Below are 13,780 nucleotides of genomic sequence, written 5' to 3' on the forward strand. Positions count from 1 at the left end.
GGGAGGCGCCTGTAATTTAATATAAAAGAAACATTGCCAAGTGCATTGTATATTGTTTGGTTTAACTTTTTTGTAGAAGTTAGTTGAGAGCCTTTGGTATTATGCCAAAGGCTTCTTCTATATAACAAATTCTGTAGATTGTTTAATTTCTTTCAAAACAAAATAGCTTTCTAAAACCCCAATATTGGATATGTTAGACAGTTTTACGCGCACAAAATCATGATAGTCATCTAAGCTGGTCATATTTATTTTTAAAAAGAAATCTACTTTTCCTGCCATATGAAAGCATTCCTGAACTTCGGGTAGTTCCTGAATTTGCTCTTCAAATTTATCAATAAAACCTTCGTTATGGTATCGCAGCGATACCATACAAATAACGGTAACAGGGTAGTTTAGTAACTTCTTATCTAGTATTGCCACATATTTTTTAATATAACCATCATTTTCCAGCCGTTTAATACGCTCGTAAACCGGCGAAATGGTCATGTTTAAAGCCGAGGCAATCTCTTTAGTGGTTTTTTTAGAGTCGTTTTGTAAGATTTTTAGAATCGTTAAATCGACATTATCCAGTTTTTCTACCATAAGATTCAAGTTAATTTTTCTTCAAATAAAGATAAATAAATATTGTAAAAGTAAAATTTTCTTTATAATTAGTATTAAAAAAGTTTTTTTACTTAATATATGGTTTGTGAAAGTGAATTTATTTTTTGAAACGGCTTTATTCGTAATTTTATACTTTACAAAATAAGGTATGCAAAACGAAAAAATATTAGTTACGGGTGCCGGTGGCCAATTAGGTTCGGTGTTGGTTGAGGCTCTTAAAAATAAGTTTGGAGAAGAGGCTGTTATAGCTTCCGATTTAAACCCAATAAAAAATTATAAAGGTATTTACGAGCAGCTGGATGTTACCAATAAAAACTGTCTGGAATATATTGTTAAAAAATATAAGGTTACTCAGATTTATCACTTAGCGGCTATTTTATCGGCAAAGGGAGAACAAAATCCACTGCAAACCTGGGATATTAATATGAAAACCTTATTTAACGTTCTGGAGGTTTCTGTTGCAGAAAAGATTAGTAAAGTATTTTATCCAAGTTCGATTGCGGTGTATGGCGATATGGCTCCTAAAATGGAAACAGCACAGAGTGATTTTTTAAATCCGTCAACCGTATATGGAATCAGTAAAGCGGCTGGAGAGAACTGGGCACAGTACTATTTCTTAAGATACGGTTTAGATGTGCGTTCATTACGTTATCCGGGGGTTATTGGTTATCAATCGCTACCAGGTGGTGGAACTACCGATTATGCTGTGGAGATTTATCATAAAGCCATTAAGGAAGAAGACTTTGAATGCTATTTAAAAGCTGATGCCATGTTGCCAATGATTTATATGGATGATACCATTCGAGCTACTTTAGAACTGATGGATGCACCGAAAGAGTCCATTTCGGTAAGAACATCGTATAATTTACACGGTATGAGCTTTACTCCAGAAGAAATTACCGCGTCTATTCAAAAATATTATCCTAATTTTAAGGTGACTTATAATCCGGATTTCAGACAAAACATTGCTGAAAACTGGCCGTCATCGATTAATGATGAACAAGCAAGACAAGATTGGGGATGGGAACCTAAATACGATCTGGATGCCATGACTCAAGACATGCTTAAACACTTAAAAGAACAATACATTCTAGTAACTCAATAAAAAATAAAAACTATGTACGGAGCAGTTAAGCAACAGCTTGAAAACGAGTTAAACGAAATAAAAGAATCTGGACTTTACAAAAAGGAGCGTATTATAACAACGCCTCAAGGTGCAGAAATAAATACGACCGCAGGTAATGAAGTTTTAAATTTTTGTGCAAACAATTATTTAGGATTGTCTTCGCATCCCGATGTTGTAGAGGCTGGGATTGAAGCTATGAGAACGCACGGATTTGGATTGTCTTCTGTGCGTTTTATTTGCGGTACGCAGGATATTCACAAAGAATTGGAACAGAAAACAGCCGAATTCTTGGGTATGGAAGACTGTATTCTTTATGCAGCAGCTTTCGATGCTAATGGGGGTGTTTTCGAACCTATTTTAGGCCCTGAAGATGCGATTATTTCAGATGAATTAAATCATGCATCAATCATTGATGGTATTCGCTTATGTAAAGCAGGACGTTATCGTTATTCTCACAATAACATGGAGTCTTTGGAAGAGCAGTTAAAAGCCGCTTCAGGAGCAAGAAGAAAATTAATCGTGACTGATGGTGTATTCTCTATGGATGGAACCATCGCACAATTAGATAAAATCTGTGATTTAGCCGATAAATATGAGGCTATGGTTATGGTTGATGAATGTCATGCTACCGGATTCGTGGGTAAAACAGGCCGTGGAACACACGAGTACAGAAACGTGATGGGACGAATTGATATCATTACCGGAACTTACGGAAAAGCTTTAGGTGGTGCTTCAGGTGGATTTACAGCTGCGAAAAAAGAAATCGTTGAGATGTTAAGACAAAAATCACGTCCGTATTTATTCTCGAATACCTTAGCACCTGCGATTGCCGGAGCTTCGATAGCGGTTTTAGACAAGTTAAAAACATCAACCGATTTAATCGAAAAGGTTCAGAATAATGCCAACCGTTTCAGAATAAAAATGACTGAAGCTGGTTTCGATATCATTCCTGGTGAACACCCAATAGTTCCTGTCATGTTATACGACGCGAAGCTAGCTCAGGAATTTGCAGCCAGATTACTTGACGAAGGTATTTACGTGATTGCCTTTTTCTATCCGGTAGTACCAAAAGAAAAAGCAAGAATTCGTGTGCAGCTTTCAGCAGCTCATGAAACGCATCATGTCGATAAAGCTGTTGAAGCCTTCACTAAAGTGGGTAAAGCTTTAAACGTTATTAAATAACAAAACAGCATATAATTAAACTAAAACTACTTTAAAATGGGTAATGTTAGTGCTCTCCGTAGCCTACATTGTCCATTTTTCCTTTAAATACTTTATACTGAATGGTAAAGTAAACAGCCACTAAAATTACCGCTATAATAAACCAGTTCACACCAACCGAAAGCCCGTAACTGTCGGCGGCCATGTTGTAAATGGTTAAATCTGGGTTTGTGGTATTAGTTGAAGGCAATAGCTTCGGAAAAATAGATGCCACTGTTGAGGTGATTCCTCCGAATAAAAACAGCGACGAAAATAAAAATCCCATGCCATCTTTTTTGAAAGTTCTTACTTTAAACAAGCCGAACAATCCTGTAAAAGTAAAAATCGGAAAAATCCATAACCACGGTGTTTTTAAAAAGTTATGGAACGGTTGTGGTTCGATAATGTGCCAGATAAAAATGGATAGAACAACCAAAGCCAGTAAAGCAAAATTCAGTTTAAATATGATGCTTTTTAATTTCAAATTTAATTCGGAATTGGTTTTGTAAATAATCCAGTTCGCCCCGTGAATGGTTAAAGCAATAACGCCTATAACGCCTAATAAAATTGTAAACCAGTCAATAATCCCTAAATGCTCGGCTTTAGGGCTAAATGTGGGATTCCAAAGCGGTAAAAAGAAATAATGCGGTTCGTGTGCCGAAACACCATCAGTCACCATGCCTAAATTAACGCCACGCACCACGTTTCCTAAGGCAATTCCGAAGAATAACGCTAGAAGTAAGCTCGCTATTCCGAAGGCTTTATCCCAGATGGTTTCCCAAATTTTGTTGTGTATTTGTCCGCGTAATTCCAATCCAATAGCTCTGAAAATAAGCAACCATAAAATCATAATTAACGGCAGATAAAATCCGCTAAATGATGCTGCGTAAAGGGTAGGGAAAGCAAAAAATAAAACGCCACCAGCAGCAATAAGCCAGACTTCGTTGGCATCCCAAAACGGCCCAATGGCATTGGTAATGGCTTTTTTGTCTTTTTCAGTTTTAGCAAAGAATAAATGCACAATGCCTGCGCCAAAATCGTAACCATCTAAAATAACATAAACGGTTAGCATGCACATTAAAACGATATACCAGAATAATTCCATAGTTAGTGTTTTATAGTTTGTGGGCCTTTATAAATAATTTTTCCGACAAGGATTAAAAAGAGTAGTCCTAATAAAAGATATAATCCAATAAATCCGAGTAACGTGAATAAGGTGTTTCCAGAGGATACGGTAGGCGATATGCCTTCGGAGGTTCGTAGTAAATTATAAACCAACCAAGGCTGACGACCTAGTTCGGCGGTGTACCAACCCGTTGTATTTGCGATATAAGGAAATGGAACCATAAACAGTAATGCCCATAAAATCCATTTGGTTGTGAACAGTTTTTTTCTGAACAACTGAATAGCCGCTAAAAACATGAGTCCGATAAAAATGGTTCCCAGTCCAACCATAATATGATACGCATAATACAACCCGGGAATATTGGTTGGGTAGGTGTTGGGTTCAAATTCGTTTAAGCCTTTTATTTCGGCATCCCAATCCTGATAGGTTAAAAAACTTAAAATGTTTGGAACCGCTATTTTATTGTCTAATTTCTTTTCAAGGATGTTGGGCTGACCAATTAAAACAATTTCGCTGCCACCTTCTTCAGTTTCAAAAATCCCTTCCATGGCTGCGAAAGTTACCGGCTGATGTTTCACAACGTTTTTAGCCACTAAATCGCCCGTAGGGAAAGCCACTAAAACACTTGAAAATAAACCGAAAATAACCCCGGTTTTAAGGAATAGCTTTCCAAAATCACTATGTTTATTATTCAGCAGATAAAAAGCACCAACAGCCGAAACGACAAATGCCGCAGTGATGATAGATGCTAACTGATTATGTAAATAAGATGGCAATAACCACGGATTTGAAAACAAGGCGCTAAAATTATTTAAAACAAACTTTCCGTTTTCTAAAATCTCATAACCTACAGGGTGTTGCATCCACGAATGTGTGGCGATAATTAAGTATCCACTAGCCCAGGACCCTAAAAAGACTAAAAATCCGGTTATGAAATGCAATTTATGCCCGAGAAGTTTTTCACCAAACAGAAAGAGTCCCAAAAACGAGGATTCCAGAAAAAAGGAGAACATGCCTTCCATAGCTAAAATCTGACCAATAATGCCTCCAGTGAGTTCGGAGAACTTCGCCCAATTGGTTCCGAATTGAAATTCCATGGGGATGCCAGTAACCACTCCCATAGCAAAGTTAATGGCGAATATTTTCATCCAGAACTTTGCGGCTTCATTATAGTTTTCGATTTGTGTTCTTAAAAATTTCCACTTAAACCAGACAATCATTAAAGACAATCCCATGGTTAATTGCGGAAACAAGTAATGAAAGGTAATCGTGAATGCGAATTGCATTCTATCATAGAAAAGCATGTCTTCCATAAGGGAGGGTTTGATTTCTAACAAAAATACGGTACAGAAATTTAAATCTCCTTGAAACACATAAAAAAAAGCTTCCTTTTTCAAGAAAGCTTTTTGGCCTATTAATCAATTAATATGGGAGTATAGTTTTATACATTATTAATCTGTTGCAAGTTATTGTTTTTAAGTGAAAAGCTTTGTGATAAATGTTACACAAGTCCTTTTTAATCAACTTTTTTATGCGTCATTTTAATGAATAATTCCTTACCATGTCTGGGCGTAATGGAATTATAACAAGGAGCTAATTCGATATTGAAATATGGGCTGAAATAATTAATGTAATCAGCCTCGCAACCACCAAACGGCGGTTCGGTTTGGTTTAAAGGCATATCAAATAAAAGCCCGACCAGTTTTCCGTTAGGTTTTAAAAGCTGATGAATTTTTTCGGCATACTTAAAACGTAATTCCGGATTGATGGCACAGAAAAATGTTTGTTCTATAACTAAATCGAAATGGTCATTTAAATCGAAAAAATTACCATGTAGCATCTGGCTTTCAGGAAACTCAGGAACACGAGCCTTAATATTATCTAAAGCTGTTTTTGAAAGGTCAATAACATAAACATTTTTAAACCCCGAATGGAATAAGTACTCCGCTTCGTAAGCATTTCCGGCACCGGGAATTAAAATTTTTAAATCTTTATTGGTAAGTTGATCGATATAGGTTTTTATAGGGGTTGAAATATGACCAATATCCCAACCCGTATTATTTGTTTTATAGCGGTCATCCCAATACGATTCCGATAAATCCATAGGCTATTTGTATGATTGTAAAAGCAAAATTAAATCATTCTTTTGAAGCACGCCAGACTGGCGCCATAATTGCTTTCCGTTTTTAAAAATCATTAAAGTTGGTACGCCACGTACCTGAAATTTAGCTGCTATCGACTGATTTTTATCGACATCTATTTTTATAATGGATACCTGATCCTGCATCGTTTCCTTTACGTCTTTAAGTATGGGGCTCATCATTTTACATGGGCCACACCATTCGGCGAAGAAATCGACTAAAACAGGTTTGTCCTGATTTATTATTTCTGAAAAATTACTCATATTATTGTTTACTAAAGTTAATCTCCTAAATCTTCTTATCTGATTTATATTGTAACCAAGCTTTTGTCGTTGGGATATAAAGAACCTAACAGTAGACGCTGTTTTTAGAATCTATAGATTTTTATTCATACCCATACCTTTGCGTCGTCCTTGTTGTTGTCTTAAATGCTCCTCAAACCATTCGGGTTGTGCAATATCATTGTCGTACATATACTCCGAAATTTGTTTGATGACACGGTCTGGAAAAACCATGACAGGCATAACTCCAAAACGTTCTATGGCGCCAGGCATTTTTGAAATGTCTTCAGAAGGTTTTTTCATCCATACCAACATATCGTTTGTAAATTCTTCTTTAGTTGTATTATCTGATATATAATGTGTTTTTATTGCAATCATAGGAGGAGCTATTCTATTGTCGTGACTTGTTGTAGCATCATGACAAGCATAGCAATAGGTTTCCATTAATTTTTTACCAGGATGATCTGCAACATCGTTAGACGTTTCAATATCAATGGTTTTTGTTTCCGGTTTATTGTTGTTCTTACAACTAGAAATCATGGCTGCTAATACAAGTAAAGCAAAGAATTTTGTTTTCATAATCTGTTATTTTGAAAGTTTTCCTGTGGCACAACTTACAAACGACTTGGCTTTAGACGAAAAGCTATTATCGTCTTCAATTGAAGGATACCCTAAAGCTTTTAGTTTTGTTTTTACTTTTATAACATCAATTTCACTGTCACAATCGAAATTTACACTGCTTTTTTCTATATGGACATGAATATTAGAAATAGTCTCAATAGCACTTAAATTATTGGAGATGGTTTTAGCGCAACCTCCGCATTTAAGATTTTGAATAATTATTGTTGTTTGCATGTTTTTGTTTTTAACGATAGTTAGAAATACCACCCTGTAAATCGTAAATTTCGGTGAATCCCATACTTGATAACTTTTTTGAAGCACTGCGACTTCTGCCACCACTTTGGCAATACACATAAACCGGCTGATCTTTCTTTAAAGCTTCGCATTTTGATGTAAAGGCACTATTGAAAATATCGATGTTTTTCGCGTTTTTAATAGATCCGGATTTAAATTCGTTAGGTGTTCTAACATCTATTAATTGAACGTTTTTCTTTTGAATGTGTTCTTTAAAATCGGAAGCAGATAGTACGGTGATTTTTTCGTCTTTTGTTCCGAAAAGGAATGATAATATAGACATATTATATTGAATTTTGTGTTAAATATTATGCTATAAATTTACGACACAAAACCTATGTAGGGCGTAACCTTTGTTACAAAAAAAAGAGCGGTACTAACCGCTCTTTTTTTTATCTATAATAATCTTGAAAATTATTTTAAAGTAGAAGGACAAACGTAGTTTGTTGTTGGGATTCCTGCATTTTTAATAGCAGCATAACCACCTGCGACATCAACTAAATTATGAATACCTCTGCTTTTTAAAATTGAAGCAGCGATTACTGAGCGGTATCCACCAGCACAGTGAATGTAGAAAGGTTTGTCTTCAGGGAATTCAGCTAAATGATCATTTAAATAATCAAGAGAGGCGTGGTGTGCATTTACCATGTGTTCTGATTTAAATTCACCATCTTTTCTAACATCAAACACAGGAACGTCTTCTTTGTCTAAAATAGCTTTGAATTCTTCAGCAGAAATCGATGAAATGGTATCGTACTCGAAACCGTTGTGCTTCCATGCTTCAAATCCACCTTTTAAGTATCCTAAAGTATTGTCGAATCCAACACGCGATAAACGGATGATGGTTTCTTCTTCGCGTCCTTCAGGAGCTACTAAAAGAATAGGTTGTTTAACATCTGCGATAAGTGCTCCTACCCAAGGGGCAAAACCACCATCAATACCTATAGAAATTGATCTTGGAATATGACCTTTAACGAAATCGTTTTGGTGACGTACATCTAAAATGATGGCTCCGGTTTCGTTTGCAATGGCTTCAAATTCTTTTGGCTCTAAAGGTCGGGTTCCACGTTCTAAAACATCATCAATATCGTCGTAACCTTCTTTATTCATTTTTACGTTTAACGGGAAGTATTGCGGTGGAGGTAATAAACCATCGGTAACTTCCTGAATAAATTCTTCTTTAGTCATATTAGCACGTAGGGCGTAGTTGGTTGCTTTTTGCTCACCAATAGTACCTACGGTTTGTTTACTAAGGTTTTTACCACAGGCAGAACCGGCACCGTGTGCAGGGTATACTATAACATCGTCTGCCAACGGCATAATTTTAGAACGTAAACTATCGAATAGTAAACCAGCTAATTGCTCCTGAGTCATATCGGCAGCTTTTTGAGCTAAATCTGGACGTCCAACATCTCCTAAGAATAAGGTGTCACCACTAAAAATAGCGTGGTTGTTTCCGTTTTCATCTTTTAAAAGGTATGTGGTACTTTCCATGGTATGTCCTGGAGTGTGTAAAGCCACAATGGTAATGTTACCTAATTTAAACTCCTGACCATCGGTAGCGATAATCGCATCGAAGTTAGGGTTTGCGTTTGGACCATAAACAATAGGAGCACCTGTTTGTTTTGAAAGCGTTACGTGTCCACTTACGAAATCGGCGTGGAAGTGTGTTTCAAAAATGTACTTAATGGTAGCGTTATTGTCTTCAGCTTTTTTAATGTAAGGAGAAACCTCTCTTAAAGGGTCTATAATAGCGACTTCACCATTACTTTCAATGTAGTAGGCACCTTGTGCTAAACATCCGGTATATATTTGTTCTATCTTCATAATCAAATCGATATTTGGTGTAAAATTAGTTTATTTTAAAAAATTAAGGCGTAACATAAGTTACAATATTAGTGTTGTGAAAACTCCTTAATGATGATGTAAACAGCCATTACCAATACAAACCAACCAAAGCTTGTTTTTAGTTTTTTGTTTGAAACGTACTTCGACAGATACCCTCCAATTAAAATCCCTAGTATGGTAATAAAAGAGAATGATAACAGGAATGTCCAGTCTATATCTAAGGTGTGTAAATCACCAGTAAATCCTATAATGGAGTTAAGGGATACTATGACTAATGATGTACCAACGGCGCGTTTCATAGGTAACCCTGCCCAAAGTACCAATGCAGGAACATATAAGAATCCGCCTCCGGCACCAATTAAACCTGTAATAACCCCAATAGTCGTTCCTTGGATAAAGGTTTTGTAATATGGTTGTTTGGTATGGTTTTCAACAACTTCTTTTTTGGTTTTAATCATAGATGTTGCTGCCATAAACATAATGATTGCGAAAAATACCATAATTGCCATTTCCTTAGTTAAAGTATAGCCGTTAAGTGTGAAAATGTCTTGAGGAATGGCAGGAACTAAAAATCGTCTGGAAATGTATACTGCTAAGAACGATGGGAATGAAAAAGATAATCCGGTTTTAAAATCGACTAAATTTTTCTTCGCTTTTTGGATAACACCAACCAAGGAAGAAGACCCCACAACAAATAAAGAATAGGCAGTAGCAACAATAGGATTGAACCCTAAAAGGTAAACCAATAGTGGGACGGTTAAAATGGAACCACCACCACCAATTAATCCCAGGACAAGTCCTATTAATAATGCGCCAACAAAGCCTATAATTTCTACAACAGTCATAATTTTATTTTAAGCCACAAAACTATACTACTTGTCGGGGGCACATTGTAACATTGGTTACATACTCTAAAGATCTAAAATTTTAATGTTATTTCGGTTTAACTTTATTTTTCCTTCGTTTTCAAGGGATTTTAATAATCTTGAAATAACAACTCTTGAGGTATGTAAATCGAAAGCGATGTTTTGATGGGTTACAATAATTTCGTCATTATGATTTACCATGGCTTTATCTTTTAGATATTTTAAAAGCCTTTCATCCATCTTTAAAAAGGCAATAGAGTCGATGGCTTCTAAAAGCTCGGTCATTCTGTCGTGGTAACTTTGAAGAATGAAGTTTAGCCAGCTTTTGTATTTTCCCATCCATTCGCTCATTTTTTCAACCGGAATCATAATAAGTTTGGTAGGGGTTTCTGCAACGGCACGAATTTCGCTCTTTTTTTGTCCCATACAACAAGATAAGGTCATGGCACAGGTGTCGCCTCTTTCTATAAAATAGAGAAGGAGTTCGTCTCCTTTATCGTCTTCCCTTAATATTTTTACAGCGCCACTAACCAATAAAGGCATCGATTTTATGTATTCACCAATATCGATAAGCTGAAATCCTTCGGGTACTTCTTTGTAAGTTCCAACGTTATTTATTTCGTTTAATAGCGCATCTTCAAAGAGATAGCCATAGTTTTCTTTTAGTTCGGTAATCATTAAAGCTCCAATTTTCAGTATAAAGATATTGACTAAATATTAAATAGCCTACATTAAAGTTGTAATAAGCTTGTTTTTAAAGGGTTGTGATAAGGTGAGTATAGGTGGATAAAAATAATTAAAAAAAATGTGAAATTATCTTTGTTAGAAATGTAGTTAGTTCTATATTTGCACACCGAAAACGAAAAATGTTTTCCTTATTGGTTTAGGTCGCGTAGCTCAGTTGGATAGAGCATCTGCCTTCTAAGCAGACGGTCACAGGTTCGAATCCTGTCGCGATCACTTTGTTGTAAAACAAAAACTTCCAAAACCCTGTAAATCGTATGATTTACAGGGTTTTATGTTTCTAAGACCTTCTAATTTGATTGAAATGATAAGAAATTTAATGTCAACACCGCGGTCAACAGTTTAAAAAACACAAAAAGTGTTGACCGAATTACGACTTAAAATGCTTATTTTTAGAATGTTGATTTGATTTTCGTCTTAAAAAAATGTTTAACTAAAAGACGATTATTATGAGTACACGCTCTACGTTTAACCTTTTGTTTTGGGTTAATACTTCACGAATTAAAAACAAAGAAGTTTCGCTTTATGCGAGAATTACTGTAGATGGTAAACGAGCTAATATTAGCTTGCAACGACGAATTCCACTCTCAAATTGGGATTCTAACAAAGGAAAGGCTAAGGGAAGTAAGCAAGAAGCTAAATCCTTGAATAAATATTTAGATCAGGTAAGAGCTAAAATTTATCAATCTTATGAAGATTTAATAAGTGAAGATAAATTAATTACTGCTCAACTGATAAAATCCCGCTTTTTAGGAGAAGATAGAAATTTTAAGACCCTTTTGGAATTATTTGAATATCATAATGAAATTTCCAAAGAACAATTAACCAGTCATACTTTGAGGCATTATAAAGTGACTCAGGGTTATTTGAAGAAGTACCTTGATATTAAACTGGCTACGACAGATGTGAAGCTTGGAGAATTAAGTTATGGTCTTATCGTAGATTTTGAATACTTCCTTAAATCCTATCAGCCAGAAGATCATCAAAGAAAGATGAGTCATAATACAGCTATGAAACATCTTCAAAGACTCAGAAAGATGGTGACCATGGCTTATCATATGGAATGGATAGAGAAAGATCCCTTTGTTAGGTTTAAAACTTCCTTTGAGAATAAAAGAAGGGAGTATCTTTCCGAAATGGAGTTAAGGAGCTTAGAGAAGTTTAATTCAAAAGTAGATCGACTTATCTTAGTTAGAGACCTTTTCTTGTTTAGTTGCTATACTGGAATCTCGTTTATCGATATTCATGATTTGACTCCAGAACAAATTACGTTAGGAATTGATGGTAATGATTGGGTTATAAGTGAGCGTCAAAAGACCAGTACATCTATTAGGGTTCCGTTATTGCCAAAAGCGAAGGCATTAGTTGAAAAATATAAAGAACATCCAAGAGTAATATATTCAGAAGGAGTATTTCCGAAGATATCCAATCAGAAAGTCAATAGTTATTTAAAGGAAATTGCAGATTTGTGCAAAATCAATAAGAATCTTACTTTTCATATTGCTCGACATACGTTTGCTACGACTATTACATTAAGTAATGGGGTCCCAATAGAAACAGTTTCTAAGCTATTAGGTCATACCAAAATTGCGACTACCCAAATTTATGCTAGAGTTTTAGATCAAAAAGTGAGTGAAGATATGGGGAAACTTAAAGAGGTTTTGTCTAGGTAAAAATTATTAAAAATCCTGTTTTAAGCCGATTAAATTGTTTAATCGGCTCAAAACAAAATAAATTAGATATTATACTTTAGTTAGATATTTTCAAATTTCATTTTGCTAATTAAATCCTTGAAATATTCCGGACTCCAAATATTTAAAGTTTCATCATTCTTAATAAATCTAACAACGTCTTCTTTAATGTTGTTAAAAGATACCGATTCGATTTTATGATTCAAGAGCTCAATAATTTCTTCCTTAGAAATGCTATTCCCTTGCCAATTGCAAAAACGGAAATAGAGAACCATTTGCGGCGGAAAAAATTGAGCATAGCTGAATTTTGGGTAACCCCTTATTTAATAATACTTCATATTAAAAATTAGACTGATTCATTATATCAGTTGTGGATGGTTCACGTTTTCAGTCCTATTCAATGAAAGCAAATTAACTGCTCTTTGTAAAAAGCAATAAAATAATGAAATTGCTATATGTAATGAGCATTTATGCAAAACCGAAATACATAACTACTTGCATAGGAAAAAATTGAGTATAGCTGAATTTTGGATATCCCTTATTTACTATTTGTAATTAGGTTGGTTAATTATATCCGCTGTAGTTGGTTCACCGCTTTCGTCCTATACACACTTAGGGATAAAGTAAAGAAACTATTGGGTGTAATTTGTAGATGTTACCAATTTTTGGTTTTTTTGAGTAAATATTAGAAATCATGAGTAAGAACACATCTATATCTCTAGGAAATTATTTTGACCAATTTGTGAGCAGCCAAGTTTCTGCTGGCAGATATAAAAACGTGAGCGAAGTAATTAGAGCTGGACTTCGACTATTGGAAAACGAAGAAAGCAAAACTATTGCTTTAAGAAACGCAATTCAAGAAGGCGTTGACAGTGGAATTGCGCACGATTTTGATCCAGAGAAACATCTTCAAGAATTAAAAGCTAGACCAAATAAGAATGGCTAAATATGAACTGACCAACAAAGCTGTTGAAGATTTGACTAAAATTTGGGAATACACAATCGAAAAGTGGTCTGAACAGCAAGCTGATAGATATTATAGTTTATTGTTGGAAAGTTGTCAAGAAATTGCCAATAATCCGGAATTGGGAAAAATTATAAAGGAATAACAAATGATTTATTCGGACTAAAAACTAATCGTCATATCATTTTTTATCGAAAACGAAGTGACCAACCGATTGAAATTACTAGGACTTTACACGGACAAATGGATTTAAAAAATAGAATAACAGAATAATA

Annotated in this window: 16 protein-coding genes, 1 tRNA gene and 1 pseudogene; 6 read left to right on the forward strand and 12 right to left on the reverse strand. The window is 35.1% G+C overall.

Translation table 11 applies throughout. The features are described from left to right. Positions 1–117: 117 nt before the first annotated feature. Positions 118–582 (reverse strand): Lrp/AsnC family transcriptional regulator, encoded by a 465-nt coding sequence (locus tag NO995_RS13225; RefSeq protein ID WP_258227913.1) that lies wholly within the window; start codon positions 580–582, stop codon positions 118–120. Positions 583–751: 169 nt separating this feature from the next. Here NO995_RS13225 and NO995_RS13230 point away from each other — a divergent pair, with 169 nt between their 5' ends. Then, positions 752–1,708: an NAD-dependent epimerase/dehydratase family protein gene (locus NO995_RS13230; RefSeq protein WP_258227914.1), complete on the forward strand. Its 957-nt coding sequence runs from the start codon at positions 752–754 to the stop codon at positions 1,706–1,708. 12 nt (positions 1,709–1,720) lie between these two features. Then, positions 1,721–2,911: a glycine C-acetyltransferase gene (gene kbl / locus NO995_RS13235; protein ID WP_258227915.1), complete on the forward strand. Its 1,191-nt coding sequence runs from the start codon at positions 1,721–1,723 to the stop codon at positions 2,909–2,911. A 46-nt stretch (positions 2,912–2,957) separates the two neighbouring features. On the opposite strand, the gene cydB is transcribed toward kbl, so the two are convergent. The 10 genes from cydB to NO995_RS13285 all read right to left on the reverse strand — a co-directional run bounded on the left by cydB (position 2,958) and on the right by NO995_RS13285 (position 10,784). Next, a complete protein-coding gene (gene cydB, locus NO995_RS13240) occupies positions 2,958–4,034 on the reverse strand; it encodes a cytochrome d ubiquinol oxidase subunit II (RefSeq protein WP_258227916.1) in 1,077 nt (358 codons plus the stop codon). Between the two features lie 2 nt (positions 4,035–4,036). Then, positions 4,037–5,368, reverse strand: coding sequence for a cytochrome ubiquinol oxidase subunit I (locus tag NO995_RS13245; protein ID WP_258227917.1), 1,332 nt, complete (start codon positions 5,366–5,368; stop codon positions 4,037–4,039). 203 nt (positions 5,369–5,571) lie between these two features. Continuing rightward, positions 5,572–6,159 (reverse strand): TPMT family class I SAM-dependent methyltransferase, encoded by a 588-nt coding sequence (locus tag NO995_RS13250; protein WP_258227918.1) that lies wholly within the window; start codon positions 6,157–6,159, stop codon positions 5,572–5,574. A gap of 3 nt (positions 6,160–6,162) precedes the next feature. Next, entirely contained in the window at positions 6,163–6,459 is a 297-nt protein-coding gene (trxA, locus tag NO995_RS13255) for a thioredoxin (RefSeq protein ID WP_258227919.1), read from the reverse strand. A 111-nt stretch (positions 6,460–6,570) separates the two neighbouring features. Beyond that, positions 6,571–7,056 carry a hypothetical protein gene (locus tag NO995_RS13260; RefSeq protein WP_258227920.1) on the reverse strand — a complete coding sequence of 162 codons (486 nt, stop codon included), beginning with the start codon at positions 7,054–7,056 and terminating at the stop codon, positions 6,571–6,573. Positions 7,057–7,062: 6 nt separating this feature from the next. After that, the gene (locus tag NO995_RS13265; protein ID WP_258227921.1) at positions 7,063–7,332 is read right to left on the reverse strand and encodes a heavy-metal-associated domain-containing protein; all 270 of its coding nucleotides are present in this window, start codon (positions 7,330–7,332) and stop codon (positions 7,063–7,065) included. A 10-nt stretch (positions 7,333–7,342) separates the two neighbouring features. Continuing rightward, entirely contained in the window at positions 7,343–7,675 is a 333-nt protein-coding gene (locus NO995_RS13270) for a rhodanese-like domain-containing protein (protein WP_258227922.1), read from the reverse strand. Positions 7,676–7,806: 131 nt separating this feature from the next. After that, a complete protein-coding gene (locus NO995_RS13275) occupies positions 7,807–9,219 on the reverse strand; it encodes a rhodanese-like domain-containing protein (RefSeq protein WP_258227923.1) in 1,413 nt (470 codons plus the stop codon). Positions 9,220–9,287: 68 nt separating this feature from the next. Further along, entirely contained in the window at positions 9,288–10,085 is a 798-nt protein-coding gene (locus NO995_RS13280) for a sulfite exporter TauE/SafE family protein (protein ID WP_258227924.1), read from the reverse strand. Between the two features lie 66 nt (positions 10,086–10,151). Further along, positions 10,152–10,784 (reverse strand): Crp/Fnr family transcriptional regulator, encoded by a 633-nt coding sequence (locus NO995_RS13285; RefSeq protein WP_240572878.1) that lies wholly within the window; start codon positions 10,782–10,784, stop codon positions 10,152–10,154. 208 nt (positions 10,785–10,992) lie between these two features. Here NO995_RS13285 and NO995_RS13290 point away from each other — a divergent pair. Together NO995_RS13290 and NO995_RS13295 are read left to right on the forward strand one after the other, a co-directional pair. Beyond that, positions 10,993–11,066 (forward strand) — tRNA-Arg (locus tag NO995_RS13290). Between the two features lie 233 nt (positions 11,067–11,299). After that, positions 11,300–12,523 carry a site-specific integrase gene (locus tag NO995_RS13295; RefSeq protein WP_258227925.1) on the forward strand — a complete coding sequence of 408 codons (1,224 nt, stop codon included), beginning with the start codon at positions 11,300–11,302 and terminating at the stop codon, positions 12,521–12,523. A gap of 80 nt (positions 12,524–12,603) precedes the next feature. Here the strand turns inward: NO995_RS13295 and NO995_RS13300 are convergent, their stop codons facing one another. Next, complete coding sequence (locus NO995_RS13300) at positions 12,604–12,747, reverse strand: hypothetical protein (protein WP_258227926.1); 144 nt, start codon at positions 12,745–12,747, stop codon at positions 12,604–12,606. 488 nt (positions 12,748–13,235) lie between these two features. On the opposite strand from NO995_RS13300, the gene NO995_RS13305 reads away from it, so the two are divergent. Further along, positions 13,236–13,487, forward strand: coding sequence for a type II toxin-antitoxin system ParD family antitoxin (locus NO995_RS13305; RefSeq protein WP_258227927.1), 252 nt, complete (start codon positions 13,236–13,238; stop codon positions 13,485–13,487). Then, positions 13,480–13,778, forward strand: a pseudogene (locus tag NO995_RS13310) (type II toxin-antitoxin system RelE/ParE family toxin). Before NO995_RS13305 ends, NO995_RS13310 begins: the two are co-directional and overlap by 8 nt. Positions 13,779–13,780 lie beyond the last annotated feature (2 nt).

The organism is Aestuariibaculum sp. M13 (assembly GCF_024723255.1).
In the GTDB taxonomy this organism is placed as follows: domain Bacteria; phylum Bacteroidota; class Bacteroidia; order Flavobacteriales; family Flavobacteriaceae; genus Aestuariibaculum; species Aestuariibaculum lutulentum.

What these genes read in the sequence shown, in the direction of transcription:
- NO995_RS13280 (WP_258227924.1), bottom strand. Translation starts at nt 10,085, where the DNA reads ATGACTGTTGTAGAAATTATAGGCTTTGTTGGCGCATTATTAATAGGA.
- cydB (WP_258227916.1), bottom strand. Translation starts at nt 4,034, where the DNA reads ATGGAATTATTCTGGTATATCGTTTTAATGTGCATGCTAACCGTTTAT.
- kbl (WP_258227915.1), top strand. Translation starts at nt 1,721, where the DNA reads ATGTACGGAGCAGTTAAGCAACAGCTTGAAAACGAGTTAAACGAAATA.
- NO995_RS13305 (WP_258227927.1), top strand. Translation starts at nt 13,236, where the DNA reads ATGAGTAAGAACACATCTATATCTCTAGGAAATTATTTTGACCAATTT.
- NO995_RS13250 (WP_258227918.1), bottom strand. Translation starts at nt 6,159, where the DNA reads ATGGATTTATCGGAATCGTATTGGGATGACCGCTATAAAACAAATAAT.
- NO995_RS13265 (WP_258227921.1), bottom strand. Translation starts at nt 7,332, where the DNA reads ATGCAAACAACAATAATTATTCAAAATCTTAAATGCGGAGGTTGCGCT.
- NO995_RS13285 (WP_240572878.1), bottom strand. Translation starts at nt 10,784, where the DNA reads ATGATTACCGAACTAAAAGAAAACTATGGCTATCTCTTTGAAGATGCG.
- NO995_RS13275 (WP_258227923.1), bottom strand. Translation starts at nt 9,219, where the DNA reads ATGAAGATAGAACAAATATATACCGGATGTTTAGCACAAGGTGCCTAC.
- NO995_RS13270 (WP_258227922.1), bottom strand. Translation starts at nt 7,675, where the DNA reads ATGTCTATATTATCATTCCTTTTCGGAACAAAAGACGAAAAAATCACC.
- trxA (WP_258227919.1), bottom strand. Translation starts at nt 6,459, where the DNA reads ATGAGTAATTTTTCAGAAATAATAAATCAGGACAAACCTGTTTTAGTC.
- NO995_RS13295 (WP_258227925.1), top strand. Translation starts at nt 11,300, where the DNA reads ATGAGTACACGCTCTACGTTTAACCTTTTGTTTTGGGTTAATACTTCA.
- NO995_RS13230 (WP_258227914.1), top strand. Translation starts at nt 752, where the DNA reads ATGCAAAACGAAAAAATATTAGTTACGGGTGCCGGTGGCCAATTAGGT.
- NO995_RS13260 (WP_258227920.1), bottom strand. Translation starts at nt 7,056, where the DNA reads ATGAAAACAAAATTCTTTGCTTTACTTGTATTAGCAGCCATGATTTCT.
- NO995_RS13245 (WP_258227917.1), bottom strand. Translation starts at nt 5,368, where the DNA reads ATGGAAGACATGCTTTTCTATGATAGAATGCAATTCGCATTCACGATT.
- NO995_RS13225 (WP_258227913.1), bottom strand. Translation starts at nt 582, where the DNA reads ATGGTAGAAAAACTGGATAATGTCGATTTAACGATTCTAAAAATCTTA.